The following is a 26,768-nucleotide window of genomic DNA, read 5'->3' as shown; positions in this document are numbered from 1 at the left end:
TAGATGCGATGACCAATAGAACACCTTAATGGACAGCTGGATCCTCGCTGGGTTCTTGGCGAATGACAGGCTGGTTAAATTCGGCCTTGTCCTTTGCTTTGGCAAGTTCAGTGTCTTGTTGATTTCCAAACAAATTCTCTAACATATCCGCCGCTGGCGTGGTGAGCACAAACAGCTCGATACGGCGGTTCTCACTGCCATCGGGATCGTCTGGATTGAGCAGTGCTCGGTCCGACATCCCCGTGACTTGCAGCACGCGATCTTGAGGCATACCACCTTCGACTAGGGTTTCCCTTGCGACGTTGGCACGGTTGGTGGATAAATCCCAGTTCGAACGGCGACTGTATTCTTTACTAAAAGGGGTCGCGTCGGTATGTCCGCTGATGATGATTGGGTTATCAACGCGTTGGAATACTGGCGCCAGTGCCATTAGTAGATCTTCAAAGAACGGCGTCATTTCCGTGCCCCCGCGACCAAACATATGCTGTTTGTAATCGTCTTGCAGCACAATACGCAGCCCCTGCGGTGTGACCGATACCAGCACATTACCTTGTGCGTTAATCTGTTTCATCAAATCATCAATCAGCTTAGCCAACGCTGCTAACCGCTCCTGAGTATCAAATTTACCCGGAATCAGTGAGTTAGTTTCAGGCCCGTCGCCGTCGCCGTCAAAAAATGAAGTGACCACATGGGTTGAATCGTCACGGCTTTGCACTGATGACTCAGAGGCCAGGTCGATTGGCGTAATGCTTGGGTTGGAATCAAATGGGTTACCATAGCTGCTGTCAAACACACTGGCGCTGTACATATTGGCCATGATTGCTTTGCGCTCTTCCTTATTTACCACTTGCATAATCCACAGCACAAGAAACAGCGCCATTAGGGCGATCATGAAATCGGCAAAGGCGACTTTCCATGCGCCGCCATGATGCGCCTCTTCATGTTTCTTGCTTGAGCGCTTAAAAACAATGTGTTCTTGCTTTTGCATTAGGACTCCTGATCAGCTAACCATTTTTCCATTTCATCGAAGGTTGGCTTGATATCCAGCTGAATGTGTTTACGTCCAGCGTCAATCGAGAGCAGAGTCGGCTTTTTCGCCACATACGCAACCAAGGTCGCGCGCACACATTCGTACGCAGACATGTTACGTTTCACGCGCTGTGCCATGGCATTACTTGCAGGGTCAAGACAGCAGTAACAACCAAAGATACCGATAAATGTGCCCACCAATGCCGCTGCAACGTGGTAACCGATCAGAGCGATGGAACCGTCGATAGACTGCATGGTGATGATGATGCCGCCAACCGCTGCCAAGATACCAAAGCCAGGTAGGGCTTCACCGGTACGTTGCATAGATTGGGCTGGGAGCATCAAGTCCGATTGAATCGCTTCAATCTCTTGCTCTAGCAAACCTTCAAGTTCATGAGGCGACATCTGGCCCATTGCCATTAAACGCAAATTGTCGGCAACAAAGGAAACTAGGCGCTGATCATCTTTGATCATCGGATAACGGGCAAACACTGGGCTTTGTTCTGGATCTTCGATATGACGGTCAAGGGACTTAAAACCACCGCTGCGAACCGTTTCCAGTAGCACTTGCATCAAGCCCATCAGCTCCATGTAGTACTCTTTTTCATTTTTCGGTTGCGACAACAGAGCGCGCAGCTGTTTGCGCATTTCTTTGAGAACTTGAGGTGGGTTACCGATGATAAGTGAACCAAGAGCTGCGCCGGCAATGATCAGGAGCTCCGCTGGCTGCCACATGGCAATCAATTTGCCTCCGGCCCAGAGGTAACCACCGAATACACAGCCTAAAACGATGATAACACCGAGAAACTTTTGCATGAAAATAGCTCCTAAGAGGATAAATATTGATTAAGTTGTTTGAGCGCTTGTTTGTGCAGCTGACAGATACGCGGCGGAGTTAAATCCAGTACCATCGCTATCTCATGCAAGTTGAGTTCGTGTTGATAAAACAGCGTAATCAACAGCTGGTCGCGCTTTGATAATTTGTTGAGGGCTTTTTCCAAACTACGTCGAATTGACTCGTGATTGATGCCGTCATACTGGCCATCGACATGAGTCTCTGAACCATTTTCAATCAATTGATCGAGGCTTTGCATATCGCCTGCTAGTGACGCCTTAAGCCGTGAATAGTAGTCTTGCTGGTCAGTGCCCAGCGCTTCGATAATTTCGTTGTCGTTTGGTTGACGACCGAGCTTGCGAGTTAAGTCGCGTGTGACGTCGTTGAGTTCATGAGCTTGCTGGCGCGTTTTGCGCGATCGCCAGTCAAGGCGACGCAGTTCATCCAGAATAGAGCCGCGAATACGGCAAACCGCAAAGGCCGGGAAGTTTGGATCTTCCACGTTGCCATAGCGGCGGCCTGCCTCAAGCAGACCGATTAAACCTATCTGTTGCATGTCTGCAACGCTACAATGCGTGGTGGCATGAGCTCGAAGTTGGTTGACAACCCGTTTTACTAATTTTTGGTGCTGCATCAGCAGCTTATTTTCATCGATAGGCATACTAGGAGACTGAATTTCCGCCTCCACGTCATAGCCTTCTTGATAATGAATATCCAACATATGAGCCATTCCTTTTGATTACTGAACCACGTATTTGGTCAGCAGCACGTCATCAATCTCACGAACGATGTCGGTTTTTTCAAATGCGAGTAAAACGGTCTGTTTTACTTCGTTTTCTAAACTGTCGACGGCCCCTTCTTTGTTCAATGATTCGTAACTTTTGTTGTTGAATAGACGTAAAAGCGCGTTACGAATCAAAGGGGTGTAGTTGTCTAAGTTTTCGATTTTTTCTGGGTGACGCGTTTCAATGGCAAGTTCAATCATCACAAAGTGATTCTGTTTCTTACCTTTCACGCTGAGCACGACCTTATCCAGTGGCAAAAAGCTAGGCGTTTTGCTTTCATCAGAACTACTGCTAAAGAAAGACATCAGCGAAGACGCATTACCGGATGGGTCTTCGGCTGCTGAGTTCTTTAAGTACCAAGCACCGCCAAAAATCGTTCCCGCTGAGACGAGCGCGCTGGTGAGAATCATCACCACAAAAATGACGGTAAGTTGCTGTTTAGTCATGCCTTTTCCTCGTTATGCATTAAGCTTGCGTATTGAGCCAGTGCTCAGATTGAGATGAAGAGAGTGCATCGATGCCGTTATCATTGCCGCGCGAGGCGAAAATGGTGGTTGGCTCCTCGTCTTGAGAAGAGGGTTGATCGCCGCGTCCGCCATCACCGGAGCTGACGTTGACATCCACATGCATGAAGTTTTGGTTTTGTAATTCCGAGCGCAAACGGTCAGAAATCTGCATCAGTGCTTCGCGAGTCACCGCCGTGTTGCTGTGGATCTGCACACTTAAGCGATCGCCTTCCACGCGAACCATCAAATCCAACTTGCCAAGCTCAGGCGGGTCGAGACGAATCTTGGCTTCTTGAAGATTCTGCTGAGCTTGTAAGGTGACTCTGTCTTGAAGGACTTGCAGCATCTGCTCGCCCCATTTACCAGCGCTAGTATCGAGGCGCATGCTTGCCCATTCGCTACCCGTGGTCATCGCCGCTGGATTGGTATGCAAACCGGGCTGCGCCGTGGTGTTGCTATTTGGCGAACTGGCCATCAAAGCACTTAGGCTTGCGCTATTGAGTGGGCTGCCTTCTTGCGCCGAAGCAAGCTTGACCAAGTTTTTATCCAGCGGCGCACCGTCAAGTTTGGCGCTGGCTTGCAACTGAGCGAGCAAGTTTTGGCTATTGATTTTGCTATCGGTCAGCGACGAACTGGCGGAGCCTTGGCTGGCAAATGGATTGTCTTGCGCGCCGGCTTGCAGTTTGGCGAGTGCGTCAAATTTACCGTTTGCACCAAGGCCGTTAAGCGCCGCCGCTTCGCCGCTCACCGCTGAGGTTTTGAGAGGTTGCTGCGCCGCTTCGTGATTGGCAGTCAAAGAGGCAATCAGTGCCATCACTTCATCTAGGGTCGACTCATCATCTTGCTTAGCGTCTTGACCGTCCGCTTGAGCTTTGACGGCATCGGCGCTTTGCGCAGGGTCACTGTGCTTGGCGTTGGTTGCATCTTTGCTTGCCAAAGTGAATTTTTGGTCGTCGTCTTGGCTTTTCTCTGCACCGTCGGTTTTGGTCGAACGTGCTTGTTGCACTTTCGCGCTGTCTTGAGAAGCCGACGCCGTCTTTGCAGGCGGCGTCGTCAGTAGGGTGGCTTGAACCATAATTAATACCCCATGGTGGTCGCGAGCTGGTACGCCAGTGCACGCTCTTGCTGGGCACTGACCAGCTCAATCTCGCCCTTAAGCTCGGCCGTGGCGTGCTCAAGGTAGCGATAAGCGGCTTCATGGACCGCCTTGGTGCGCGCGATTTCTGGCGCTAGCAGTGGGTCTTCAAAGAACGTCTTTTGGCTTTCTAATAGCTCACGAAGTTCCATGTCGTAGCGCTGCAGGGCTTTCCAATCTTGCAGTTTGGTTGCTATTTGTATCCGCCTTGCTAGGTGGCGGAATCGCTCAGGCGATACCTTTTTATGCGTAGTTGCCAAAATTCATCCATCCTTCTCGTATGTTGGTCATGACTTGTTCCACATTCGTCAGACGTTCGTTGCTGTTTTGAACACTCGCTTGGTACAGTTCTACCTGACAAAACTCGTACAGCTGATGGAGGCTTTCGGCGATTTCACCGCCATTTTCCTCATCAAGGGCGCTGTCCAGACCAATTAAAATGTTCATACATTTGTTGATCGACGCGCCTTTCTCGGCCAGGCGGCCAGCACTCATGTGTCCACGAATACGTTCGATTTCATCTAATAGGCCATTGATAAGCATCACGACCAATTGATGCGGGTTGGCGGCAGCGGCCTGTGCATCGAGGTCGATTTGTTGGTAAGAGTCGTAGCCTGAGTCCATTAACATAAGAATTCTCCTGATTAATTAAGCGAACATGGATTTGGTCTTTTCCATCTGTTTACTTAACGAATCCATCTGGGCAAATTGTTTGAGGTAGCGGTTGTAGACCATGTCGTATTTCCGCTCGAGACCGGTTTGTTTCTGTTCAATGCGACTGATGTTTTGTTGAAGAGCGTCTTTACGGGACTTGAACAAACCGTTGGAAAACTGCAAATACGGTGACAGCAGCTTCTCGACCGAATCGAGCAGGGCGCCGTTGCCGTTAAACAGTTTTTCGACCGCAGCGCTGTTGTTGCGCTGCGCTTCTAAGAATTTGTTGGAATCAAGCTGCATGCTGCCGGTGCGATCGATGGTGATGCCAAGTTCGCTCAGCAAGTGACCATCGTATTTGTTGCGCACCACGCGGTTAATCTGGCTTTCAAACGACTTAAGTGTCGGGTCGTTAGCCAGTGCGCCGCGTTTGACATCCTTGCCGTCGCCAATCTGAGTGGCGGTGTCGATGGTTTTCATCAGGCCGTTATAAGCATCGACCAAACCTTGAATCTGGGTTTTAGTGGCTTCTTCATCAGGCGCAATGTTCAGCGTTAGCGGCGCTTCGCCACTTTGCTGTGCTTGCTCAACGGTGATGTCCACGCCGTCGATGGCGTTGGTAAAGGTGTTGGTTTCGCTGGTCAGTTTCAGACCACGGTTTTGCGCGCCAAGCCAGACTACCGCGTCGGCTGGGCTTGAAATCTCTTGAGTGTTGGCAAACGCTTGGTTAAACCAAGGCTGAGTTACGCCACTGGTTTTTACCGAAATTTTGCTGGCCGCACCGGTGTCGGCGCTGGTGAGCATAAAGTAGGTTTGACCATTAGAACGCAGTAGGCTGGCATTGACGCCCGGATTGTCGCTGGCGTTATTGATTGATGAAATCAGCTGCGCCAGGCTTGCTTTGCCGGTCAGTTGTTTGTCCAGGCTCGCCAAGTCAAGGCTCATGCTTTTATCGCCCACGCTCAAATCGAGCTTACCTATGGTCGGAATTTGGGTTTGTGGGTCAATGTCGGTCGGTAAATTGACTGAAAGCTGGTGCCCTGACGCGACACTTTCAACGAATATTTGATAGTTACCACTGAGCGCTTTAGGTTTGGCATCGACGGTGACAAACCCTTCTTTTGACACGCTGGCACCATTTTTAATAATGCTGCTGGTTGGGCTATTTATATCATTGACACTTTTTCTAAAGTCACGAATTTTGCCTTCCACTTTACCCAATTCAGTTAATTGGGTTTTATACGAATCGGCTTGAGTTTTATAGCGATCTTGAAATGGCTTAACATCATATGTCGCCATTTGTTTCGCCATTGTAGTTGGGTCAATTGAACTCATCCGTTCGCTCCTGTGATCGTCAATAATTAACGTGACATTCGTGGTTGCTATTAATTGCGTATCGAATTACATCGATTTCTATTATTTAGCAACATGTGTGCCAGTGATTTAGTTGTTTTAAATCAGTGATTTAAAATTATTTCGCTCATATTGCGGAAGCATTGCTTCCTGTTAAGAAAATTCCGCTTCCTTAACGATTAAAATAGAGAGCATCAAATAATTAAAGCGACGTACAACCGCGAGGATTAAATAGGATGGAGGGCTTTAAACTAAGCGTTGGCTTGATTGTGATGACGGTTCAAAAATAACATTAATCAAATTTAATGTTTAATTTGTGTCGAAGAGTTTGATTACGAAAAATAAATAAAGTTCTATTTCCCAGAAATAAAAAAACCGAGTGTCGAAGGAAGCACTCGGGTGTTTGTCTTCTGTAAAAGAACAGACCATTCGCACTGGCGAATGATCTGTGATTGTCAGCAGGAGACAAAAATATGCAAAATAGAGATTGTTATACTCAATACCACTTAGCGTAGTAGAGAGATAGCCATCGCTGGAATCTGGTTAGTTTGAGTAAGTACTTTAGTACCAGATTGCATCAACATTTGGTTCTTCGTCATGTTTGAAGACTCAACAGCGAAGTCAGCATCTGTTACACGGCCTTTCGCAGCTGCAGTGTTTTCAGAGATGTTCGCCAAGTTGTTGATGGTGTGTTCTAGACGGTTCATGTTCGCACCGAGTTTAGAACGCACTTCGTTGACTGTGTCGAATAGACCGTTGATTACGTCAACTTGGCCGTTTGCTGCTTCGTTCGAATCAAGTTCGCCAACTTTAGTAAAGTCTACGTTGCCTAGTTGATCAGAAAGGTCGAAAGTCAGTGTTTCGTTTGCAGAAGTACCGATTTGGAAATCAACTGCTTGGTCAAGTTTACCGTCTTTCAACAGTTTCATGCCCGCACCGTAAGAAGTCTCTTCTAGAATACGAGTCGCTTCTTTAGAAAGCTCTTGGTATTCAGAGTCTAGTGCTGCAAGTTCTTCAGTACCGTTGGTGCCGTTCGCCGCTTGCGTTGCAAGGTCTTTCATACGGTACGCAACGTTAGTTAGCTCTTCTAGCGCGCCATCTGCTGTTTGTAGCATTGAGATAGCGTCTTGAGAGTTACGCATTGCAACAGCCATACTGCGGTTTTGCGCTTCAAGTTTGTTTGAGATAGTCAAGCCTGCAGCGTCATCCTTTGAAGAGTTGATGCGCAGACCGGTACTCAAACGTTCCATTGCTGTATCAAGTTTGTTGTTAGTGTTGTTCAGTGTATTTTGAGTAACTAGCGATGCGTAGTTAGTGTGCATTGATAAAGCCATTCAAGTCTCCTTGGTTTTCACTATACAGGCTCTGGGATAAACCCTTTGGTCACTAACTAGAGGCGGATGTGGTGGCGAGAAGATTAATAAAAAATTTTATTTTTTTTTAAATGCCCGATTTTTGTGAGCTGAATGCAAGAAAAACCGGGCATTTGGGCGGCTATTGAGGATTTTGTGATTACCAAACCTCGTTGTCTTCATCACTGAAAGCTTTAAATGACATCGAAGTTGGAATGTCACTGAAGTAGCCAAAGTAGTAACTCGCACCTAAAAGGCGATATTGATTCAGTTCTGCTTGGGTACCAACTCGGCTTGCGATCCAAGGGAAGTGGTAGCGTTTGAAAAAGCGAATCAGAGGGAGGAGGGCGGTGCGGTCTTCTTTGGTTTCTAAAGTGCCAGATAACTTAACGGCGTGCGGTTTGTAGTAGCTAATTAGGGTGTAGTCTTTATCTTTGGGAGTGACTTCAAACCACACTGCGTACGCTCGCTCTTTGAAGTCTTCTATCAGCTTGTCGATAACGCCGGTACGTGACATTGACATCGGCATTTGCAGCGAAGGCACCAAATGGGCGAAGGCGTGGGCGCTAAAACGCATCACATGATCGATAAACACTTGGCCGTGTTCCCAAAGCAAGGCTTCGAGGCGAATCGGCACCACCACATTACTGATTAAATCAGGGTGGAAGGTTTCGAGCTGAAACTGGGTTTGGCGCAGGGCTAAATATAAGCTGTAAAGATCTAAGCAGTACGACATGGTATCTGACAAGTCGAACTGATAGACGCTTTGCTCGTTTTGGCTGCCAAAGCGCAACGTTAAATGCTGAAACTCGACTTCGCCATCACGCGTGGCACGAATGGCCTGACACGCATGGCGAATGTCATTTTTTTCAAAGGCTTCAAACACCAACTGGTCGTCTTCAGTGACGACATGCTCTTCCATCAGCTGGTGAATTTTGTGATACAAAGAGCGGTAATTTGATAAATTATCCAAGGTTACCCACCACGTTTATCTGTTTATTTTCCGGTATTTCATTGTACGAAAGCACAGCTAATCCGTGGGCAAAGGTCCTCGCGTAGCGTGCCAGTAACGGTCGTAGCTGAGGCATTACTAGCAGAATCGGCGCAAAACCACGTTGTTTAAGCTGTTGCTTAATCAAAGGCAAGTTTTGCTGAAGCTGACTGAGAATGTTCGGCTCGATCGGGAAACTATCCAGAACCACACTACCATTGCTTTGTGCTTGTTGCAGAGACGCCATTAACATTTGTTCTAAATCATCGGCTAAAGCATAGACATTTAGTTCGTCTCTTTGACCTGCGATAAGGTTAACTAATGTTCTACGTAGCGCACAGCGTACGTCGGCGGCAATAAGTATTGGGTCCTTAGAACGTTCGGTGGACTCTAGCATGGTATTAGCAATTGTACGAATATCTTTTAACGGTACTTGATCCACTAAAAGCTGGCGATAAACCTTTAATTGTTGGGACGCATTGAGCGCAGCGCCCAGTGCTTCTGCGAGTTTTGGAGCATGCTGTGCAAGGCGCTGATTCATCGCATCGACGTCGTCATGATTAAACAGGTCGGATAAGTTGGTCTTCATGACTTTACTAATGTGAGTACTGACTACCGTGGCATCGTCGACCACCTGATAACCCATGTTTAATGCTTTGGCTTTATCTTGATATTGAATCCATACCGCGGGCAGCTGGTAGGCTGGATCGCTACCTAAAATGCCGTCGATTTCACCATACGTTTCGCCCACCGCAATCGCCATTAAACGCTCAGGTTCGATAAAGCCGTGTTCAATCACTTCGCCGTTGAGCGCGATGGTGTATTGGTTGGGTTTTAAATTGAGGTTATCGTGAATGCGCACTTCTGGCAGCAAAAAGCCGACTTGCTCAGACAAATTGCGTCTTAAGCCACGAATCCGTTGAGTTAAAGGTGCGCCTTGCTCTTTATTCACCAAGTGCACTAAGCGATAGCCCAGTGACAGCGAAATAGTGTACACGTGTGGTAAGTCATCCCAGGTGAGCGGCGCGTTGTCATCACGCTGCATCGCATGACTGAGCGCTTCCACTTCATCAAGTTGCGGATCGCTTTCGACCTTTTTATGTTGGCGCCAACCTGCAAAACCCAATGCACCAGCAAACGCAAAGAACGCCAAATGCGGCATCCCCGGCACCAGACCGATAACCAGCATGATCACCGCCACGGTATACAGCGTGGTTGGCGTGGCCAGCAGTTGTTTGTGCATGGTTTCTTGCATGCCGCTGTCAGTGTCGTTAATTCGCGTAACGATGATGGCCGCTGCAGTTGCAAGTAATAAAGAAGGGATTTGCGCCACCAAGCCATCACCGATGGTGAGTAGGGCGTAGGTTTTAAACGCTTCAGATGCGGGTAGGCCGTGGGAGAACACGCCAATAGAAATACCGCCGAGAATGTTGATGAACAGGATCATCAAACCCGCAACCGCATCACCGCGTACGAATTTAGACGCACCATCCATCGAACCGTGGAAGTCGGCTTCGTTGGCCACTTCTTTACGGCGCAGACGCGCGGTTTCTTGGTCGATAAGGCCGGCGTTTAAGTCGGCATCGATCGCCATCTGTTTACCGGGTAGGGCATCCAAGGTAAAGCGCGCTGATACTTCTGAGATCCGCTCGCCACCTTTGGTAATTACCACGAAGTTAATGATCATCAAAATGACGAACACCACCATACCGACCACGTAGTTACCGCCGATGACCACTTCACCAAAGGCTTGGATAACCTTACCGGCGGAATCGCCCCCGTTATGACCTTCCAATAGCACGATACGGGTGGAAGCCACGTTCAAGGTTAAGCGGAGTAACGTCGCGACCAGCAAAATGGTTGGGAAAATCGAGAAATCCAGCGGACGTTTGGCAGTGGTACTGACCAGCAGCACCAAAATCGCCAGGACGATGTTAAAGGTGAACAACGCATCGAGCAGTAGCGGAGGCAGTGGTAGAATCACCATCGCCAATACCATCAGCAGCACTAATGGTATGCCGAGGTAACCTTTACCCGATGACTGAAGTTGTTTTAACCGATTCAGCATGATGTTTATCCTTGATGTCGTGCTGTGCAATTAGTGTTGCAAGTTTTTAGGGATCTTAAAGTGCGGCAACGGCAGCGGTTGCTTGGCCTTACCAATTCGAAAATCTTTAAGTTGCAGTATGTAAGTCAAAATGTGCGCCACCGCGATGTATAGCTGGCTTGGAATCGCTTGCTCAATGGCAGTGGTGTGATAAATAGCCCGCGTTAGAGGCGGCGATGTCACCACTTCCACACCGCTTTGACGTGCGATGCGTTGAATGTGCATTGCCGTTTCATCCACGCCTTTGGCGACCACAAACGGCGCCTCAGACAAAGTAGGGTCGTATTTTAAAGCCACCGCGTAGTGGGTCGGGTTGGTGATCACTACATCGGCTTTGGGCACCATTTTGTCGATTTTTCGCCGCGCAAATTGTTGTTGAATCTGGCGCACACGCTGTTTGACTTCGGGGCGACCTTCGTTGTTTTTGTGCTCCTCTTTGATCTCTTGTTTGGTCATCTTAAGCTCTTTAAGGTGCTCCCAGCGCTGATAAGGAATGTCGATAAAGCCAAATAACAAAAGCGCCAGCCCCATCAGCAATAAGCCTTCAAACAAGATTTTTAAAATTACGTACACGCCTTGGGTGAGCGGCAAGCGCTGCATGCCAAGTAGTGGCTGAAGATGGTTATCTAGGTAGCCGTACAGTACGCCGCACACTACCAAAATTTTTAGCGTTGATTTTAAAAGCTCGACCAAAGAGCGAGTCGAAAACACTCGCTTGATGCCGCTAAGCGGGTTGAGTTTGCTGAGTTTAGGTTGGACATTAGCGGGGCGGAAAATCCAACCACCGATCACCATGGTACTAGCAAAGGTGACCACCACGATCACCATAAATAGCGGCAGTAGGGTTTCAATTAAAATCCCTAAACTGTTGCCAACATGCTCGATCATCATGTTGGACTGTTCGAGGTCTTGCTTGGTGAGTGCCATATTAAAGCGGAATACGCCTTTGATATTGGCCCAGACTACGCTGAACTGGCTGTAGAAAAATATCGCCACAGCGAGGAATATCACTGCGGTTGTAAAGTCTTTGGCGCGTGGAATTTGCCCCTCTTGACGCGCTTTGCGAATCTTCTGCGGGGTGGCCTGTTCGGTTTTGTCCTGAGACGATGCTTGTCCGCTCATTTGCCCCCCAACATAAAGATATTGAGATAATTAAGCGCATCGTGCACCAGTGCGGTGTAGCGCGCCGGGACGCCGGAAATTGAAATCAGCACGCTGAACAAGCCAAGCATCATGGTCATTGGAAAGCCAAGTGCATAGACGTTCAAACTTGGCGCGGCGCGATTCATGATGCCGAAACTGATATTGGTTAGCAGCATCGAAACAATCGCAGGCAGCGCCAGCGCGAGTGATGCGCTAAACATCCAGCCAAATATTGACACAATGCCTTTAAGCGATAATTCGCTGATACCGGAGCCGACCGGCCAGATGTGAAAACTTTGAATCAAAATGTCGATAACCAACAGGTGGCCATCGAGCGCCAAAAACAGCAGTGTCGAGAAAATCAAAAAGATGCGGCCAAGGACCGCCACCGACATGCCGTTGATTGGGTCGTTCATCATCGCCATACCAAGGCCCATTTGCAGCGACACAATTTGGCCAAGCATGGTGAAGATGGTGAACAGCATATGCAAAATAAGGCCAAACAACAGACCCCAGATCATTTGCTCAAACGCCAGTGCCAGCGAGCTCATCGACAGTAAATCCACTGATGGCATTACTGGCACCAGCGGTGCGACCACCACTGAGAGCGAAAACGCAAACATGGCGCGCACCCAAAGTGGAATGAAGGCGTTGCCAAAAAATGGCGAAGACAAAAATACCGCACCAATGCGAAAAAATGGCCACCAATATTGGCCCAGCCAACTAGAGAGCTGCGCAAAGGTAATGTCCATTATCCGATCAGTCCGGGAATGTTGTTAAACAGGAACGCAAACAGGTCCATGATTTTTTCCAGCATCCAGTGACCAGCGTAAATCACCATTAGCAGTGTCACCAACAGGCGAGGAAGAAAGCTTAATGTCTGTTCGTTAATCTGGGTCGCGGCTTGAAATACCGCGATGCCAAGGCCAACAATTAGGCCTGGCACCACAAGTACAGCAACGATGGAAATAATCAGCCAAACCGCATTGGAGAAGAGCGTGACGGTCATTTCTGGGGTCATAATTAGCGCTCCTATCCAAAGCTGGCAGACAAGGTGCCAACCGTCATTGCCCAGCCATCAACCAGCACGAACACCACCAGTTTAAATGGCAGCGATACAATCAGTGGTGACAGCATCATCATCCCCATCGCCATCAACACACTAGCGACGACTAAGTCAATGATCAAAAACGGAATAAATAGCATAAAGCCGATTTGAAAGGCGGTTTTTAGCTCGCTGATGACAAACGCCGGTAGCAGCACGGCAAAAGAAATGTCGTCGACGTTTTGATCGACTGGTTCGTTGGCGATGCGCAGCATTTGTTCAAGAGAGGTTTTGTGGGTTTGCGCCAGCATAAATTTACGCATCGGCTTTTCCGCCACCGAAAAGGCATCGACTAAGGTAATGTCGCCTTTGTCGTAAGGAATAAACGCATGTTCGTAAATATCTGACCAAACCGGTCGCATAATAAGAAGAGATAAGGTGAGCGCAATGCCCACCAATACGCGGTTTGGCGGACTTGACTGCAAGCCGAGTGCTTGGCGCAAAATCGCCAATACCACGATGATACGAGTAAAACTGGTGGCCATGAGGATAAACGCAGGAATAAAGCTCAGCGCGGTCATCAACAACAAAATTTGCAGTTTAACGCTGTACTCTTCATGGCTAGAGCCATCGGAGACCGTAAACAGCGTCAAACCTCCATCCGCCGCCCAAGATGTCGAAGAAAATGCCAATGACGCCAAAATAAGGGGCAATAGCCAAGCCAGCGAACGAGAGAGTTTAGTCATAGAAAAGCTCGTTATTCGCCCATTTCGGTTAAGGCAGAATCCAATACATCAATTAGGCGCAGGCCATATTTGTCATTGACTACAACCACTTCCGCGTGACCCATGAGCGAGCCATTGACTTTGACGTCGAGCGGTTCGCCATTGAGCTTATCGAGTTCAATCACGCTGCCTTCGCCAGCCTTCATTAAATCGCCCAACGCGATCTCTTTGCTTGCCACTTCCAAAGTCACTGTGACCGGAATGTTTTTGAAAAAGCTCAAGTCGCGCTCTGGTTTTGGCGCTTCAACAACTGGCTCTTCGACCACCTCTGCAGGTTGGTCATCGAAGTCTTCAAGGTCAAAATCATCAAAATTGAGCGCGTCACTTTCAAAAGGGGCTTCAGATTTGAACTCGGTTGCGTTGTCGGCGGTTTCTGGCGCCGCGCTTTCTGGCGTTGCATCTGTCGCCATGGTGTTTTCGGTTTGCTCCGGAGCGTCACTCATCACTGTGAATCCTTATCATCGTTGAAAATCAAAACTAACTGCCCGTCCTGATCCGCAACGCGGCCAGAGAAGAGGTGTTGACTGCCGATACTGACTGGCGCACGGGCTAGCAGTTCGATCGGTAAAATATCATTAGGGCGAAGCGCCAAAACATCGCTCAGAGCCAGGGTCTTTTTGCTCAATAGCACATTGAGCTTGACCGGTGTGGCGCTCAGCGATTTGTGAAAAATCTTGCCGAGGTCTTTACGCGGCTGAAGTTCGAGCTCTTCAATCAAGGTGTGGACTAAAACGCTGTCGAGCTCGATGTGAAACTGGTAATCCATGTCGTGCAACATCACCCCAAGTACGGCTTTAATGCCAACGCCATGGCTGGGTTCAAAATGGGTGATTTGCCACATGGTTTCTGGCGCAATCCAAGCACTGATGTGTTTGCCAATACGCTCCTGAAAACGGAAATCGCTGCTGGTGAGAGGCACATCGCTGCGATCCAGTGCTGCACCATAGAAACGGTCAGACAATTTCAGCAATAACGCTGAATCGGTATACACATAAACACGCCCACCGGCTTTATGACGCAGCGTCGAGGTTTTATTTTTCGCCAACTCATTAGGTGAAAGCATGTGCAAATTAATTTGCTGCAGTGTCACGTTTACTTGATCTGTTTTTAACCAAGTTTGCAGCTCATGGGTTAATCCATGGCACATGTCCATCATGATGGCTTCTAACTTTTCACGAATTACATTAATAGGCTTTCCTAAAAGCTCTACGTTTAAAGCCTGTAATTCGTGCTTGGGTTGATCCGACGTTGGATTAGGTTTTGGCATTTATATTTTACCGTTTCTTGACGATTCGAAACTAATTAAACAATTTGAACTCTAGTCTATACAGAGTTTTTGGTTTGTTTTTAGTTTCTGTTTTTAACTTTGTGAAGTTAGTTCGAATGTTGATTTGAACCTATATTAGGGGGCTTCAAAAGGAATTAGAAACAGAGTAGCTTCAACTTAGAATTATTATTAAAAGAAGAGTGCGTTTTGCTCTTTAAAGTATGTAGAAATAGGCGATTTAAGCTAAAGAGTGATATTGGTTCTAACATTTCTACTTCTTTTTATATCAATGAGTTAGTTTATTTCTGTCGCTTAAACATATCGTTTTTGGTCAGTTCGCATCGAATAAAGGTTGCAATATGAAGGTGTATGCCAACAAAGATAACTTAATGGCATATTTTTATAATTCGCTTATGTCAGCTAAAGGTAAAATAAAAAAGTTTGAACCAAGGTTTAACTTTTATTTTTCGGCTGTATTTTTGCTCTTGCCTATTTTTAGTTCTGTGGCGAAAGCAGATAATGTGATTCAGGTTCCAATGGACTTGGCAACATGGAATTATAAAGAACAACATTTAGAATGCACACTGATTCATAATGAGGAATCGGTGGGGAGTATTTATTTCCACGCTGTTACTAATCGTTCTACAACGTTAGAGTTGAAGATGAAAAATAAATCGGTTTATGGAAATAATGCCGAGCTATATCGAATGGCTCCACCTTGGATGCCAGCAGAGAAAGATTTTATTTCTGACGGATATTCGGAACCAAGATCGAATAAAATTAAATTTAGGCAAGGTGTCAGTGAATTAATTCAGGCCGTCGAACAGGGCAGCTGGATCAATATTCAACTTAGCGACGATAAGTCGACACCACTCGCCGATATTCGCATTCCCGCAATTCGGTTCAAACCGAGTTTCGACCAATTTACCAAATGTCAGTCTGCTCTACCTGATATCACTTATGCACAAGCGCGTGACACGCGGTTATTTTTTGATGTTGGGCAAAAGGAGCTGACGGGCAAACAACGTCAAAACCTCAAGGCTCTATCCAGTTTTATCCAAGCCGATGACACAGTCACCAAAGTATTGGTTGACGGTCACACCGATAACGTTGGTACCAACGCCGCCAATCTGAATATGTCACGTATTCGTGCTGAGGCGGTTGAAAAAGTGCTTAACGAACTCGGTGTGCCGGATCAAATGATCGAAGTGCGTGCTCACGGTTCTCGGTATCCGGTTGCAAGCAACAGTAGTGCAATTGGTAAAGCACAGAATCGTCGAGTAAGCATACGACTGGTGCGTAATGATGAGTCAGTAGTTTTTGAGCAATCCATACAAAATAACGATGCAGGGAAGGTTCAATGATGGCTAAAACAGACATCCTTTTAGTAGAGCCCAACGAGCTCTATGCCGATGCGATGATCGCGGTGTTAACAGCAGCGGGTTATGCGGTTCGCCATGCCCGTACTGGGCGCAGCGCGCTGCTTGAAGCGAAAGCGCCTATTACTTTGGTGAGCTCAACTTTACCAGATATGGGCATGCGTGAGTGGGTTTCTTGTTATCAGCGTCAAGGGCAGAAAAGCGCCACGATCGCAATCGTTGATCAAGCGGAAGGCATACTTGCCGCCGACACCATGAAATCCGGTGCCACTGACTATTTGGTGCGACCTTTTGAGTCAAAACAATTACTTAATTTGTTAAGTCGAGTTGAAGCGTTAGAGAAGCCGATGGCCAATTTCGTCGCCGAGTCTTGGCGTAGCAAACAGGTATTGCAGCTGGCTCATCGCGCCGCGTGCACCAACGCCAGCGTGTTGATCACCGGTGAGTCGGGTACCGGTAAAGAAGTGCTGGCTCGTTATGTTCATGAACAGTCTCCACGCTGTGAAGGGCCGTTTGTTGCGGTGAACTGCGCCGCGATTCCAGAATCCATGCTAGAAGCGGTACTGTTTGGTCATGTCAAAGGCGCATTTACCGGTGCAACCTCATCGCAAAGCGGTAAGTTTGAAGAAGCCAATGGTGGCACGATTTTGCTCGATGAAATCGGCGAAATGTCACCAGGGGTGCAAGCGAAGTTACTGCGCGTATTGCAAGAGCGAGAAGTGGAACGTGTTGGTAGCCACAAAGCGATCCAGCTTGATATTCGCGTGATAGCGGCCACTAACAAAGACCTGCGTGAAGAAGTGCAAAAAGGCACTTTCCGGGAAGATTTGTACTATCGCTTGGATGTGCTGCCACTGCATTGGCCGCCGCTGCGCGAGCGCAAAGAAGACATTCTTCCGATCAGTCGCTTCTTTATCGAAAAATACCAGGATAAAAGTCAATGTCACTTGTCGCAAGATGCGCAAATGGCGCTTAGCCAATATAACTGGCCAGGCAACATTCGTGAGCTTGAGAACGTGATTCAACGTGCTTTGGTGATGCGCCATGGCGACTACATCACCGCGCAAGATTTGATGTTACCTATCGAGTTTCAACGTCCGGTAATGGAAATCACCCCACATGAGAACTTCGGCCACGTGGAAGCGAAGAAACAGGCCGAGTTCAGATTTATCCTCGATAAGCTACGTCAATTTGGTGGAAATAGGACTAAAACCGCCAATGCCTTAGGCGTGTCCACTCGAGCCTTGCGTTACAAATTAGCCGCGATGCGCGAGCAAGGTATCGATTTACAGTCAGTCCTAGGCTCAGCCGCCTAAAGGAGAGAAAACCAATGAATAACTTAAATACCAACCCACTCTCAGCCGAGCAGCTGATGCTGGCAAAAATGGACGCGATGAGCGTTCGTGCCACTCCGGATTTTGTGGTTAGCGAAAACCCTTTGGACGTTCAACAGTTAAATCTTAATGAACCGATGACTTTTTCAAAAGCGCTGACCAGTGTGCTTAACGTGGTTAACGAGCATCAAGCGATTGCCAGTACGCGCATGACCGATGTTGAAACCGGTAAGAGTGATGACTTGGTGGGCGCTATGGTAGCGAGCCAAAAAGCCAGCCTGTCTTTTGATGCTTTGCTGCAAGTGCGCAACAAAGTGGTTGGTGCGTTTGACGACATTATGAAGATGCCGGTGTAAATCATGTCTGACTTATCTACTCAAGTAGCGAATACTCCTCTACCGGCGACGCCTGTGGCGCCGAATATGGCCTCGGATTCGATGTCGCAAGTGACGGCCAAAATCAAACAGCTGTGGTCTAGTAGCCAACGTAACTTGGTGCTGTCTGCGGTAATGGCAGCGATCGTTGCGGCGATCATCGTGGTGGTGTTGTGGAGCTCATCGCAAAGCTATCGTCCTCTTTATGGCCAGCAAGAACGCTTTGACATTGGCGAAGTGGTGTCTGTGCTGGAAACGGAAGGCGTGAGCTACCGTTTGCAAGAGCAAAACGGCCAAGTGTTGGTACCTGAAGGTGAAGTGGCGCGCATTCGTATGTTGCTGGCAGCCAAAGGCGTTAAAGCCAAGTTGCCAACCGGGCTGGATTCGATTGGCGAAGACAGCTCGCTTGGTACCAGCCAGTTTATGGAAACCGCCCGCTATCGCCATGGTCTGGAAGGCGAGTTAGTACGCACTATCATTTCACTTAACGCGGTTACCAATGCACGCGTTCACTTGGCGATTCCGCGTGAGACTCTTTTCGTGCGTCAAAACGGTGAAAAGCCTTCAGCATCTGTGATGCTAGAACTTAAACCGGGTAAAGATTTAAAACCGGAGCAAGTTGAAGCGATCATCAACTTGGTGGTTGGCAGTGTGAGCGGCATGGCGATGGAACATGTCTCAGTGGTCGACCAATACGGTCGCCTGCTTAGCGCCGATGTGGGTTCAGAAACGTCTGGCAAAGTGAACGCAAAATTCCTTGAATACCAGAAAAACGTTGAGAAGCAGATCATTCAACGCGCCGCTGATATGCTAACGCCGATTGTTGGTCCAAGTAACTTCCGTGTGCAAGTGGCCGCTGATCTCGACTTTAGCCGTGTTGAAGAGACTAAAGAAGTGCTCGACAACCAGCCAGTGGTGCGCACTGAGCACACCATCAACAACAACTCGATTGACCAAATTGCGCTTGGCGTTCCGGGCTCGCTCAGTAATGAGCCACCAGTGACCGGCGAAAAGCCGACCAATGACAGCCAAAACCGTAACTCACGAACTGAAGCAAACCGTCAATACGCGGTAGGCAGCAGCGTGCGTAAGACTCAATATCAGCAAGGTCAGATCAAAAAGCTTAACGTTTCTGTGCTGTTGAACCGTGTGGCGGCGCCGGATGGTCAAGCGTGGACACAACAAGAGCGCGATGAAATTCAAACCATGCTTTCTGATGCGGTGGGAATTGATACTGACCGCGGCGATAGCCTGAGTTTGCAAACCTTCAACTTCACGCCAGTTGCGCTTGAAGATCCGATTGAGATTCCATGGTGGCAAGACCCAACCGTGCAACAGCCATTGCGTTACGTGATTGGTGGTTTGCTTGGCTTGGCGATGATCTTGTTTGTTCTACGTCCGCTTATCATGCACTTAACTGGCGCTGATCGCCGTGACAGTGAACTTGAACTGGCCGATGCGATTGAAGAGCAAGACTTTGACCTGCAAACTCGTGAAGAGCGCGAGCGCGAAGAGGCGATCAACCGCCGACTCAGCGAGAAAGGCATTACTACCGCGACCTCTGGTTTGGATATGACCAACGAAATGTTGCCAGCCCCAGGTTCGCCACTTGAGATTCAATTGAAACACCTAACCCTGATTGCTGATGAAGAGCCTGAGCGTGTTGCGGAAGTGCTCAAGCAATGGGTCAATGTCAATGAGAACAGCGAAGAAGAAGACGGAGAGGCAGATGCAGAATCAAACGCTTAATCCTGTAGAGCAAACCGCCCTTGTCTTACTTGGCATGGGTGAAGATGCCGCGGCGAAAGTACTACGTCACTTTAGCCGCGACGAAACACAGCGCGTAACCCGCGCGATGGCCAAACTAAGTGGCATCAAAAGCGACAATGCCAAAGTGGTGATTCAGCGCTTCTTTGAAGACTTTAGTGAGCAGAGCGGCATTCGCGGCGCATCGAAAACTTATTTGCGTAATACTTTACGTAAAGCGTTGGGTAACGATTTAGCCAAAGGCTTGCTCAACGACCTGTATGGCGATGAAATTCGCAACAACATGCAGCGTCTACAGTGGGTGGATGCGGAAATGTTGGCGAAGTTTATCAGCCAAGAGCACCCGCAGATGCAGGCGATTTTCCTCGCGTATTTGCCATCCGAAACCTCATCGTTGGTGCTGAAACAATTGCCTTCGGATTATCACGATGAGCTGCTGTTTCGCATTGCGCGTTTGCAAGATATCGACCATCAAGTCGCCAGCGATCTTAACGATCTGATCGAGCGCTGCATCGAGAACATTTCGATCACCCAAAGCGCGCCAGTGTCGGGCGTCAAACAGGTGGCGGATATCATCAACCGTTACGATGGCGACCGCGCGATGCTGATGGAGATGCTGCGTCTGCAAGACGAAGAGATCGTCGGCGAAATCGAACAGAACATGTTCGAATTTATGGTCCTTGGCCGCCAGCGCGAAGACACCATGGACCGTTTGGTGCAGCAAGTGCCGTTGGAACTTTGGGCTGTCGCGCTCAAAGGTGCCGATATCAGTTTGCAACAAGCCATCAAGCGTTCTATGCCACAGCGTATGATCAAATCTTTGGAAGACGAGATGCGTATCAGTGGTGCTCTGGGTGTTAGCCGCGTTGAGCAAGCACGCCAAGAAGTGATGCAGATCGTCCGTGAACTGGCCGATGCCGGTGAAATCGAACTGCTGCTTTATCAAGAGCCGACGCTGGAGTAATCGCGATGGGGGAGAAGATCATGCGATTACCCAACAATGGGTATCGAATACATCGCTTTCCACCGTTGGCTCAGCCAACGGTGGAGGAGCAGGCGCAAGCGGCCAATGGCAAAGAACGCCAAGTCGACATTCAGCGCCAATTGGAAGCGGGTTTTAAACAAGGTTTGAGCCAAGGCCATGACGAAGGTCTGCGCCAAGGTATCGAACAAGGTCGTCAACAAGGTTTAGCCGAAGGGCAAAAAGAGGGCTTTCAAAAAGGGTTTATGTCCGGTGAACAATCAGGAAAACAGACGTTTCTTGATGCCGCTAAGCCAGTTAACGAGCTATATCAAACCTTGTCGCGCTGGCAAAAAGAGCGCGAGCAACAGCAGCGTCACATTATTTGTGAATTGGTGCAAAAAGTGGCTCAGCAGGTGATTCGCGCCGAGTTGACTCTGATGCCGCAGCAGATTTTGTCTTTGGTGGACGAAACTCTGCACGCCATGCCTGGTAAGTCCGAGCAAGTGACGGTGCATTTAAATCCGCAGGATCTTGAGCGGATTCGCAACGTCAATGCCGAGCTGCCTAAAGAGTGGCGTTTGGTGGCCAATCCTGAGTTGCCAGTCGGCGGTTGTCATCTGGAAACCGAACACGCCGAAGCGGACGCCAGCTGCGATTCACGGCTTGAAACCTGCATGGACAACGTGAAACAGCATCTACTGGATGAAAACACCACCACATCGGTCACTGACCCAGACATTGCCGCAAGTGTTGCACTGGATGGTGGCTCTGATTCAACAACTTCTGATTCAAGAATGTCTGACTCAAACAGCGCCGCTCAAGGAGTGTCTGAGTGAGTCAAAGTGGTATGAATTCTCAACTGACGGATCGCCTAAACGATGCCATAGCCTCACTGGATTCTGTCCCCGTTGCGCGAGTAACGGGGCGTCTTGTTAAAGTGAATGGCTTAATGCTGCAAGCGGTAGGTTGCCGGTTTAAGCTTGAGCAGCGCTGCTTAGTCGAAACCGCTGAAGGCGACATGATTGAAGCGCAAGTGGTGGGTTTTGACCACACCATAGCCTATTTAATGCCAATTCGACGCTTAGGCGGTTTGTTTGCTGGTGCCAAAGTGGTGCCACTCGATGGCGACAGTACTGTGCTACTTAGCCATCAATGGTTGGGCCGCGTGGTTAATGGCCTTGGCGAACCGTTTGATGATGGCCCCGCGTTTAAAGGGGGCGATCGCGTTTCCCTTGAGCCAAAACAGATTAACCCGCTCAAACGTCGCCCGGTCGATACGCCGCTTGATGTCGGCGTGCGGGCAATTAACGGCCTATTAACTGTCGGTAAAGGCCAGCGTATCGGTTTAATGGCGGGGAGTGGTGTTGGTAAGAGTGTGCTGATGGGCATGATTACTCAAAATACCGAAGCTGATGTGATTGTGGTGGGATTGATTGGTGAACGGGGCCGAGAAGTACGTGAGTTCGTTGAGCGTAATTTATCTCCTGAGGCGCGCAAAAAGGCGATCATGATCGTTGCACCAGCCGATGAATCTCCGTTGATGCGTCTTCGCGCGACCCTGCTTTGCCATCGCGTGGCGGAGTATTTTCGCGACCAAGGCAAAGATGTACTGCTACTGATGGATTCACTGACGCGCTACGCGATGGCGCAGCGTGAAATCGCGTTGTCACTTGGCGAGCCGCCGGCATCGCGTGGCTATCCGCCATCGGTATTTAGTATTTTGCCCCAGCTGCTAGAGCGTGCTGGCAACAGCGAAAACCAACACGGCAGCTTAACCGCTATCTATACCGTGCTGGCTGAAGGCGACGACCAGCAAGATCCGGTGGTTGATTCGGCGCGGGCGATTTTAGATGGTCACGTGGTGCTGTCACGGCAACTGGCCGAGCAGGGGCATTATCCGGCGATTGATATTAATGCCTCCATTAGCCGCTGTATGTCAGCGTGTACTCAAGAGGTGCACACCACGGTATCAAACCAGTTCCGTCAGCTTTATTCTAACTATCTGCAAGTGAAAGAGCTTTTGCCTCTCGGCGGTTATCAGCCGGGGCAAGATCCTGAGCTGGATAAAGCAGTGCAGATGTATCCGCTACTCAAAGCGTATTTGCAGCAACCGGCCAATCAGGCCGTGGATTATCGCACCAGCTTGACCGAACTGGCGCAGATGTTTCAAAGCTTGTAACACCAAGCTGAATTAAGAGCATTTCAAAATCGGAATTTTGCAATCACTGCAATACAAATAAGGCGCAATCATGGACTCAAAAATTACCGCAGTAGGAAAACTGCACCAAGTGGAAGAAAAGCGCCGCGATGACGTCGGTCAGCAGCTTGAAAACATGCGCAAGAAAAACCAGTACATGCAGCATCAGATGGAAATGCTTAATGAGCTAAAAATGCATACTGGAGAATCGGCGTTTCGCAGCCCAGTGCTCAATAGCGCTGCGTTGATGAACCTAAATCACGTCGATACCATGTTGCAAAAGCTGCTGGTTCACCACCGCCAAGAGCAGGCGGTGATGGAAGCGGAATGCATGTCAGTGCAAAGGCAGCTTGAAGACAAGCACGCACGTGTTAAAGGCCTTGAAAGCGTGCTAGAGCGATGGCAGAAAAAGCAAAGCTATGAAAAAGCTAAGCGCGAACAAAAGCTGATTGAAGACATCATTAACTCGCGCCTTAAGCAGCGTGAAGTCCTTTAACATCTCTAAATTCAATTACTACTAAGCGAATCGTCCGGTGGCCTGAAACGTTTCTAATTGAGCGAAGTAAGGCTGCACATCACCAATGTTATCTTTCACCCACTGACTGTCGTAATAGGTGTCGAGATAACGCTCGCCGCCGTCACACAGTAAAGTCACAATCGAGCCGCGCTCACCGCGCTGCGCCATTTCACTCGCCAGTTGCAGCGCGCCGTACAAGTTCGTGCCTGTTGAGGCGCCAGCTTTGCGTCCCAGCAAGGTTTCAAGCCAATAAATAGTTGCCACGCTGGCTCGGTCTTCAATGGTGCGCATTTCATCAATCACGCCGGGAATAAAGCTTGGTTCCACCCTTGGTCTGCCGATGCCCTCGATTTTACTAAACACGGTGCTAGTTAACTGTTTATCACCGGTGCGATAAAAGTCGTGAAACACTGAATTTAGCGGGTCAACCACACACAATTTAGTGGCGTGTTTTTGATAGCGAATAAAGCGGCCAATCGTGGCTGAGGTGCCGCCTGTACCTGGGCTCATCACTACCCAAGTTGGCACCGGGTAGCGCTCAAGCTGCATCTGATTAAAAATAGCGTTGGCAATATTGTTATTGCCGCGCCAGTCAGTGGCGCGTTCAGCGTAGGTAAATTGGTCCATATAGTGACCGCCGAGCTCTTCAGCTAGTCGCTGAGATTCCGCGTAGATTTGATCCGAGCGTTCGACCAAGTGCGCTTTACCGCCGTAGAATTCAATCTGCTCAATCTTTTTTAGCGCAGTGCACTTTGGCATCACCGCGATAAACGGTAAGCCGAGCAGGCGGGCAAAGTAGGCTTCTGATACCGCAGTGCTGCCCGACGATGATTCAATGATCGGCGTGCCACGATTTACCCAACCATTACAAATCGCATACAGAAACAGCGAGCGGGCCAAGCGATGCTTAAGCGAGCCGGTTGGGTGAGTGCTTTCGTCTTTTAAATACACGTCGATGCCATCAAGGCAGGGCAAATCGAGTTTGATCAAATGCGTATCGGCGGAGCGTTGGTAATCGGCTTCAATTAAGCGAATCGCTTCACTCATCCATTGGTGGTCACTGCACATGCTGGTGTCATTCCCTAGAACTAAGATAGATCTAATTTAGCCCGTGCTAGGCAGAAAAACTTTGCTTTATGAGCTCCAAATACGCTTAAATGGAGAATAAATTTCTTCATTATTTGAATATTAGAGAAAATGAATTTCGACAAGACCGATCGGGCGCTGCTGGCGCTGCTTCAGCAAGACGCAACCATGGCGCTCAATGAGTTGGCGGAGCGAGTGAATTTAACCACCACGCCGTGTTGGAAACGGCTTAAGAAACTTGAAGAGAGCGGTGTGATTGAAAAGCGGGTGGCGCTGCTTAACCCCGAGCGTGTCGATTTGGCGTTCACTGCGTTTGTGATGATCAAAACCTCAGATCACTCCCATCAGTGGTATCAAGGCTTTGTTGATACAGTTAACGAGTTTCCCGAAGTGATGGAGTTTTATCGCATGGCGGGCGAGTACGATTACATGATGAAAGTACAAGTCAAAGATATGGGCTGTTTTGATAAGTTTTACAAAAAGCTGGTCAATTCGGTGCGCGGCTTATCGGATGTGACCTCAACCTTTGCCATGGAGCCGCTCAAATACACCACGGCGTTGCCAATTTAGCCATCTAGCGTGGCATGTTACATCGTATAACCAACAAAGCTTAAAAGGGGCTCAGCGTTTCACGTTGAGCCCCTTTGGGGTGTTAGTGACACTTTGGACGCTTAGGATTTAAAGCGCATCACGCCCTCTTGCACTGCAGTGGCGACCAAATCGCCTTGGCGATTGTAGATTTCACCGCGCACTAAGCCACGAGTGTTACTCGCGGTTGGGCTTTCAATTGCATACAGCAGCCACTCATCCATCTTAAACGGGCGGTGATACCAAATTGAGTGGTCAATGGTCGCGACTTGGAATTTGGGCGTCATTAGCGTGACACCGTGTGGATGCAGCGCGGTAACCAAAAATCCCCAGTCAGAGGCGTAAGCGAGCAGATATTGGTGGATCAGTTGGTTGTCGGGCACCTCACCGTTAGCGCGAATCCACAAGTATTGTTTAGGCTCGGCCTTTTGCGGTTTCAGCGGATTGATGACGGTGACAGGGCGCATCTCAATGGGCTTCTCACCGCAGAAAATTTTGCGCACTTGCTCTGGCAGCAAATGAGCAATTTGCTCTGCCAGTTGCGATTCTGAGGCGAAGTTTTCCGGGCCCGGAATGTCGGGCATGGTGTTTTGGTGTTCAAATCCTGGCGCGTCGCCGTGGTAAGACGCCGTCAGATAGAAAATCGGTCTGCCGTTTTGAATCGCTTTGACTCGGCGTGTACTGAAACTGCGCCCATCACGCAAGTTCTCGACATCATAAATGATCGGTTTTTCCGGATCGCCCGGATAAAGAAAGTAGCTGTGAAATGAGTGAACCGTGCGCTCCTCTGCCACCGTATAGCGCGCTGCAGACAGAGCCTGACCGATCACTTGACCGCCATAAACTTGAGGTAAACCGAGGTTCTCACTTTGGCCGCGAAATAAGCCTTTTTCTAATCGTTCTAACTGCAATAGGTTTAATAACTCGTTGAGCGGTTTACTCATTTTATTTCCTTACCGATTTTCTGACTTTCAACGTGATGAGACTAACATAATTGGCTGGAAAACCAATGCAAAGTCAGGGTTGTGTTGATAGGTTAATTTACTGTCAATACCTCTCACTGTCTCATGACAATGACTAGGGTGATTCCTATAATCCTTTAGGTTGATAATTCTAAAGAGAGGCGTTATGAAAAAGGCGTTCACCCTATTTATGTCAGTGGCTGTAGCCTCAGTATTGGCTGGTTGCCAAACCTCGGACAGCGAGTCGAGTATGAATCAAGTGCAAAGCATTAGTGGAAGTTTAACCTATAAAGAGCGTTTAGCACTGCCTGATGATGCGGTCGTAACTGTGATGCTAAGAGACGTGTCTCGTGCCGATGCTCCCGCAAAAATTCTTACCTCTCAACAGTTTGAAACCCAAGGTGCGCAAGTGCCGTTTCATTTTGAACTGTTATACGATAAAGACCAGATTGATACTCGTCATACATACAGCGTTGGCGCTCGTATCGAAGTAAACGGTAAATTGCGTTTTATCACCGATACCAGTTATCCGGTCATCACCGATGATAAGCACACCAAAGTGGTCGACATTAAGCTTATTGGTGTCAGCGGTTAAACGGTCTTTTTGACCGTT

At 48.7% G+C, this 26,768-nt stretch carries 29 protein-coding genes; 10 read left to right on the top strand and 19 right to left on the bottom strand.

What is annotated here, in order from left to right; all coding sequences use genetic code 11:
- Window positions 1-25: 25 nt before the first annotated feature.
- The 17 genes from BLS03_RS05365 to BLS03_RS05285 all read right to left on the bottom strand — a co-directional run bounded on the left by BLS03_RS05365 (window position 26) and on the right by BLS03_RS05285 (window position 14,987).
- The gene (locus BLS03_RS05365; RefSeq protein ID WP_093270460.1) at window positions 26-988 is read right to left on the bottom strand and encodes a flagellar motor protein MotB; all 963 of its coding nucleotides are present in this window, start codon (window positions 986-988) and stop codon (window positions 26-28) included.
- The gene (gene motA, locus BLS03_RS05360; RefSeq protein WP_093270457.1) at window positions 988-1,845 is read right to left on the bottom strand and encodes a flagellar motor stator protein MotA; all 858 of its coding nucleotides are present in this window, start codon (window positions 1,843-1,845) and stop codon (window positions 988-990) included. The genes BLS03_RS05365 and motA overlap by 1 nt, the downstream gene beginning before the upstream one ends.
- Window positions 1,846-1,856: 11 nt before the next feature.
- Window positions 1,857-2,585: a FliA/WhiG family RNA polymerase sigma factor gene (locus tag BLS03_RS05355; protein ID WP_093270454.1), complete on the bottom strand. Its 729-nt coding sequence runs from the start codon at window positions 2,583-2,585 to the stop codon at window positions 1,857-1,859.
- Window positions 2,586-2,603: 18 nt separating this feature from the next.
- Window positions 2,604-3,095: a flagellar basal body-associated FliL family protein gene (locus BLS03_RS05350; protein WP_093270451.1), complete on the bottom strand. Its 492-nt coding sequence runs from the start codon at window positions 3,093-3,095 to the stop codon at window positions 2,604-2,606.
- 19 nt (window positions 3,096-3,114) lie between these two features.
- A complete protein-coding gene (locus BLS03_RS05345) occupies window positions 3,115-4,230 on the bottom strand; it encodes a flagellar hook-length control protein FliK (RefSeq protein WP_245696596.1) in 1,116 nt (371 codons plus the stop codon).
- A 2-nt stretch (window positions 4,231-4,232) separates the two neighbouring features.
- Entirely contained in the window at window positions 4,233-4,550 is a 318-nt protein-coding gene (locus BLS03_RS05340; RefSeq protein ID WP_093270449.1) for a LafD, read from the bottom strand.
- Window positions 4,534-4,920, bottom strand: coding sequence for a flagellar export chaperone FliS (fliS, locus tag BLS03_RS05335; RefSeq protein ID WP_093270446.1), 387 nt, complete (start codon window positions 4,918-4,920; stop codon window positions 4,534-4,536). The genes BLS03_RS05340 and fliS overlap by 17 nt, the downstream gene beginning before the upstream one ends.
- 18 nt (window positions 4,921-4,938) lie before the next feature.
- A complete protein-coding gene (gene fliD, locus BLS03_RS05330; RefSeq protein WP_093270444.1) occupies window positions 4,939-6,279 on the bottom strand; it encodes a flagellar filament capping protein FliD in 1,341 nt (446 codons plus the stop codon).
- A gap of 524 nt (window positions 6,280-6,803) precedes the next feature.
- The gene (gene lafA / locus BLS03_RS05325; RefSeq protein WP_093270441.1) at window positions 6,804-7,631 is read right to left on the bottom strand and encodes a lateral flagellin LafA; all 828 of its coding nucleotides are present in this window, start codon (window positions 7,629-7,631) and stop codon (window positions 6,804-6,806) included.
- 178 nt (window positions 7,632-7,809) lie between these two features.
- Window positions 7,810-8,622, bottom strand: a complete 813-nt coding sequence (locus tag BLS03_RS05320) for an EAL domain-containing protein (protein ID WP_093270438.1) — start codon at window positions 8,620-8,622, stop codon at window positions 7,810-7,812.
- Window positions 8,615-10,708 (bottom strand): flagellar biosynthesis protein FlhA, encoded by a 2,094-nt coding sequence (locus BLS03_RS05315; RefSeq protein ID WP_093270435.1) that lies wholly within the window; start codon window positions 10,706-10,708, stop codon window positions 8,615-8,617. The genes BLS03_RS05320 and BLS03_RS05315 overlap by 8 nt, the downstream gene beginning before the upstream one ends.
- A 30-nt stretch (window positions 10,709-10,738) precedes the next feature.
- Window positions 10,739-11,869, bottom strand: coding sequence for a flagellar biosynthesis protein FlhB (flhB, locus tag BLS03_RS05310; RefSeq protein ID WP_093270433.1), 1,131 nt, complete (start codon window positions 11,867-11,869; stop codon window positions 10,739-10,741).
- Complete coding sequence (fliR, locus tag BLS03_RS05305; RefSeq protein WP_093270430.1) at window positions 11,866-12,642, bottom strand: flagellar biosynthetic protein FliR; 777 nt, start codon at window positions 12,640-12,642, stop codon at window positions 11,866-11,868. Before fliR ends, flhB begins: the two co-directional genes overlap by 4 nt.
- On the bottom strand, window positions 12,642-12,911 hold the full coding sequence (fliQ, locus tag BLS03_RS05300; RefSeq protein ID WP_093270428.1) for a flagellar biosynthesis protein FliQ: 270 nt from the start codon (window positions 12,909-12,911) through the stop codon (window positions 12,642-12,644). Before fliQ ends, fliR begins: the two co-directional genes overlap by 1 nt.
- Before the next feature lie 11 nt (window positions 12,912-12,922).
- A complete protein-coding gene (gene fliP / locus BLS03_RS05295) occupies window positions 12,923-13,681 on the bottom strand; it encodes a flagellar type III secretion system pore protein FliP (protein ID WP_093270426.1) in 759 nt (252 codons plus the stop codon).
- 11 nt (window positions 13,682-13,692) lie between these two features.
- Window positions 13,693-14,130, bottom strand: a complete 438-nt coding sequence (fliN, locus tag BLS03_RS05290; RefSeq protein WP_093270572.1) for a flagellar motor switch protein FliN — start codon at window positions 14,128-14,130, stop codon at window positions 13,693-13,695.
- A gap of 32 nt (window positions 14,131-14,162) precedes the next feature.
- Window positions 14,163-14,987 carry a FliM/FliN family flagellar motor switch protein gene (locus BLS03_RS05285; RefSeq protein WP_093270423.1) on the bottom strand — a complete coding sequence of 275 codons (825 nt, stop codon included), beginning with the start codon at window positions 14,985-14,987 and terminating at the stop codon, window positions 14,163-14,165.
- 359 nt (window positions 14,988-15,346) lie between these two features.
- Between BLS03_RS05285 and BLS03_RS05280 the strand changes: the two genes are divergently transcribed.
- The 8 genes from BLS03_RS05280 to fliJ all read left to right on the top strand — a co-directional run bounded on the left by BLS03_RS05280 (window position 15,347) and on the right by fliJ (window position 23,498).
- Window positions 15,347-16,351, top strand: coding sequence for a MotY family protein (locus BLS03_RS05280; protein WP_093270420.1), 1,005 nt, complete (start codon window positions 15,347-15,349; stop codon window positions 16,349-16,351).
- Entirely contained in the window at window positions 16,351-17,682 is a 1,332-nt protein-coding gene (locus BLS03_RS05275; RefSeq protein WP_176765530.1) for a sigma-54-dependent transcriptional regulator, read from the top strand. Before BLS03_RS05280 ends, BLS03_RS05275 begins: the two co-directional genes overlap by 1 nt.
- Before the next feature lie 14 nt (window positions 17,683-17,696).
- Window positions 17,697-18,056, top strand: coding sequence for a flagellar hook-basal body complex protein FliE (gene fliE / locus BLS03_RS05270; protein WP_093270415.1), 360 nt, complete (start codon window positions 17,697-17,699; stop codon window positions 18,054-18,056).
- Window positions 18,057-18,059: 3 nt separating this feature from the next.
- A complete protein-coding gene (fliF, locus tag BLS03_RS05265) occupies window positions 18,060-19,823 on the top strand; it encodes a flagellar basal-body MS-ring/collar protein FliF (RefSeq protein ID WP_093270412.1) in 1,764 nt (587 codons plus the stop codon).
- Complete coding sequence (locus BLS03_RS05260) at window positions 19,804-20,805, top strand: flagellar motor switch protein FliG (protein ID WP_425445095.1); 1,002 nt, start codon at window positions 19,804-19,806, stop codon at window positions 20,803-20,805. The genes fliF and BLS03_RS05260 overlap by 20 nt, the downstream gene beginning before the upstream one ends.
- Before the next feature lie 20 nt (window positions 20,806-20,825).
- Complete coding sequence (gene fliH, locus BLS03_RS05255; RefSeq protein ID WP_425445094.1) at window positions 20,826-21,641, top strand: flagellar assembly protein FliH; 816 nt, start codon at window positions 20,826-20,828, stop codon at window positions 21,639-21,641.
- 11 nt (window positions 21,642-21,652) lie between these two features.
- The gene (gene fliI, locus BLS03_RS05250; RefSeq protein WP_093270569.1) at window positions 21,653-22,984 is read left to right on the top strand and encodes a flagellar protein export ATPase FliI; all 1,332 of its coding nucleotides are present in this window, start codon (window positions 21,653-21,655) and stop codon (window positions 22,982-22,984) included.
- A gap of 70 nt (window positions 22,985-23,054) precedes the next feature.
- The gene (gene fliJ, locus BLS03_RS05245) at window positions 23,055-23,498 is read left to right on the top strand and encodes a flagellar export protein FliJ (protein ID WP_093270404.1); all 444 of its coding nucleotides are present in this window, start codon (window positions 23,055-23,057) and stop codon (window positions 23,496-23,498) included.
- 21 nt (window positions 23,499-23,519) lie between these two features.
- Here fliJ and BLS03_RS05240 read toward each other — a convergent pair whose 3' ends face one another.
- Window positions 23,520-24,587, bottom strand: a complete 1,068-nt coding sequence (locus tag BLS03_RS05240; RefSeq protein WP_093270402.1) for a PLP-dependent cysteine synthase family protein — start codon at window positions 24,585-24,587, stop codon at window positions 23,520-23,522.
- A 129-nt stretch (window positions 24,588-24,716) separates the two neighbouring features.
- Between BLS03_RS05240 and BLS03_RS05235 the strand changes: the two genes are divergently transcribed.
- Entirely contained in the window at window positions 24,717-25,175 is a 459-nt protein-coding gene (locus BLS03_RS05235; RefSeq protein WP_093270399.1) for an Lrp/AsnC family transcriptional regulator, read from the top strand.
- A gap of 101 nt (window positions 25,176-25,276) precedes the next feature.
- On the opposite strand, the gene tesB is transcribed toward BLS03_RS05235, so the two are convergent.
- Window positions 25,277-26,137 carry an acyl-CoA thioesterase II gene (tesB, locus tag BLS03_RS05230; RefSeq protein WP_093270396.1) on the bottom strand — a complete coding sequence of 287 codons (861 nt, stop codon included), beginning with the start codon at window positions 26,135-26,137 and terminating at the stop codon, window positions 25,277-25,279.
- A gap of 184 nt (window positions 26,138-26,321) precedes the next feature.
- On the opposite strand from tesB, the gene BLS03_RS05225 reads away from it, so the two are divergent.
- The gene (locus BLS03_RS05225; RefSeq protein WP_093270394.1) at window positions 26,322-26,750 is read left to right on the top strand and encodes a YbaY family lipoprotein; all 429 of its coding nucleotides are present in this window, start codon (window positions 26,322-26,324) and stop codon (window positions 26,748-26,750) included.
- Window positions 26,751-26,768 lie beyond the last annotated feature (18 nt).

This window comes from Vibrio xiamenensis, from assembly GCF_900100015.1.
GTDB lineage: Bacteria > Pseudomonadota > Gammaproteobacteria > Enterobacterales > Vibrionaceae > Vibrio > Vibrio xiamenensis.
This window is presented reverse-complemented; position numbering and strand designations above follow the sequence as displayed.

What these genes read in the sequence shown, in the direction of transcription:
- BLS03_RS05365 (WP_093270460.1), bottom strand. Translation starts at nt 988, where the DNA reads ATGCAAAAGCAAGAACACATTGTTTTTAAGCGCTCAAGCAAGAAACAT.
- motA (WP_093270457.1), bottom strand. Translation starts at nt 1,845, where the DNA reads ATGCAAAAGTTTCTCGGTGTTATCATCGTTTTAGGCTGTGTATTCGGT.
- BLS03_RS05355 (WP_093270454.1), bottom strand. Translation starts at nt 2,585, where the DNA reads ATGTTGGATATTCATTATCAAGAAGGCTATGACGTGGAGGCGGAAATT.
- BLS03_RS05350 (WP_093270451.1), bottom strand. Translation starts at nt 3,095, where the DNA reads ATGACTAAACAGCAACTTACCGTCATTTTTGTGGTGATGATTCTCACC.
- BLS03_RS05345 (WP_245696596.1), bottom strand. Translation starts at nt 4,230, where the DNA reads ATGGTTCAAGCCACCCTACTGACGACGCCGCCTGCAAAGACGGCGTCG.
- fliS (WP_093270446.1), bottom strand. Translation starts at nt 4,920, where the DNA reads ATGTTAATGGACTCAGGCTACGACTCTTACCAACAAATCGACCTCGAT.
- fliD (WP_093270444.1), bottom strand. Translation starts at nt 6,279, where the DNA reads ATGAGTTCAATTGACCCAACTACAATGGCGAAACAAATGGCGACATAT.
- lafA (WP_093270441.1), bottom strand. Translation starts at nt 7,631, where the DNA reads ATGGCTTTATCAATGCACACTAACTACGCATCGCTAGTTACTCAAAAT.
- BLS03_RS05315 (WP_093270435.1), bottom strand. Translation starts at nt 10,708, where the DNA reads ATGCTGAATCGGTTAAAACAACTTCAGTCATCGGGTAAAGGTTACCTC.
- flhB (WP_093270433.1), bottom strand. Translation starts at nt 11,869, where the DNA reads ATGAGCGGACAAGCATCGTCTCAGGACAAAACCGAACAGGCCACCCCG.
- fliR (WP_093270430.1), bottom strand. Translation starts at nt 12,642, where the DNA reads ATGGACATTACCTTTGCGCAGCTCTCTAGTTGGCTGGGCCAATATTGG.
- fliQ (WP_093270428.1), bottom strand. Translation starts at nt 12,911, where the DNA reads ATGACCCCAGAAATGACCGTCACGCTCTTCTCCAATGCGGTTTGGCTG.
- fliP (WP_093270426.1), bottom strand. Translation starts at nt 13,681, where the DNA reads ATGACTAAACTCTCTCGTTCGCTGGCTTGGCTATTGCCCCTTATTTTG.
- fliN (WP_093270572.1), bottom strand. Translation starts at nt 14,130, where the DNA reads ATGGCGACAGATGCAACGCCAGAAAGCGCGGCGCCAGAAACCGCCGAC.
- BLS03_RS05285 (WP_093270423.1), bottom strand. Translation starts at nt 14,987, where the DNA reads ATGCCAAAACCTAATCCAACGTCGGATCAACCCAAGCACGAATTACAG.
- BLS03_RS05280 (WP_093270420.1), top strand. Translation starts at nt 15,347, where the DNA reads ATGAAGGTGTATGCCAACAAAGATAACTTAATGGCATATTTTTATAAT.
- BLS03_RS05275 (WP_176765530.1), top strand. Translation starts at nt 16,351, where the DNA reads ATGGCTAAAACAGACATCCTTTTAGTAGAGCCCAACGAGCTCTATGCC.
- fliE (WP_093270415.1), top strand. Translation starts at nt 17,697, where the DNA reads ATGAATAACTTAAATACCAACCCACTCTCAGCCGAGCAGCTGATGCTG.
- fliF (WP_093270412.1), top strand. Translation starts at nt 18,060, where the DNA reads ATGTCTGACTTATCTACTCAAGTAGCGAATACTCCTCTACCGGCGACG.
- BLS03_RS05260 (WP_425445095.1), top strand. Translation starts at nt 19,804, where the DNA reads ATGCAGAATCAAACGCTTAATCCTGTAGAGCAAACCGCCCTTGTCTTA.
- fliH (WP_425445094.1), top strand. Translation starts at nt 20,826, where the DNA reads ATGCGATTACCCAACAATGGGTATCGAATACATCGCTTTCCACCGTTG.
- fliI (WP_093270569.1), top strand. Translation starts at nt 21,653, where the DNA reads ATGAATTCTCAACTGACGGATCGCCTAAACGATGCCATAGCCTCACTG.
- fliJ (WP_093270404.1), top strand. Translation starts at nt 23,055, where the DNA reads ATGGACTCAAAAATTACCGCAGTAGGAAAACTGCACCAAGTGGAAGAA.
- BLS03_RS05240 (WP_093270402.1), bottom strand. Translation starts at nt 24,587, where the DNA reads ATGTGCAGTGACCACCAATGGATGAGTGAAGCGATTCGCTTAATTGAA.
- BLS03_RS05235 (WP_093270399.1), top strand. Translation starts at nt 24,717, where the DNA reads ATGAATTTCGACAAGACCGATCGGGCGCTGCTGGCGCTGCTTCAGCAA.
- tesB (WP_093270396.1), bottom strand. Translation starts at nt 26,137, where the DNA reads ATGAGTAAACCGCTCAACGAGTTATTAAACCTATTGCAGTTAGAACGA.
- BLS03_RS05225 (WP_093270394.1), top strand. Translation starts at nt 26,322, where the DNA reads ATGAAAAAGGCGTTCACCCTATTTATGTCAGTGGCTGTAGCCTCAGTA.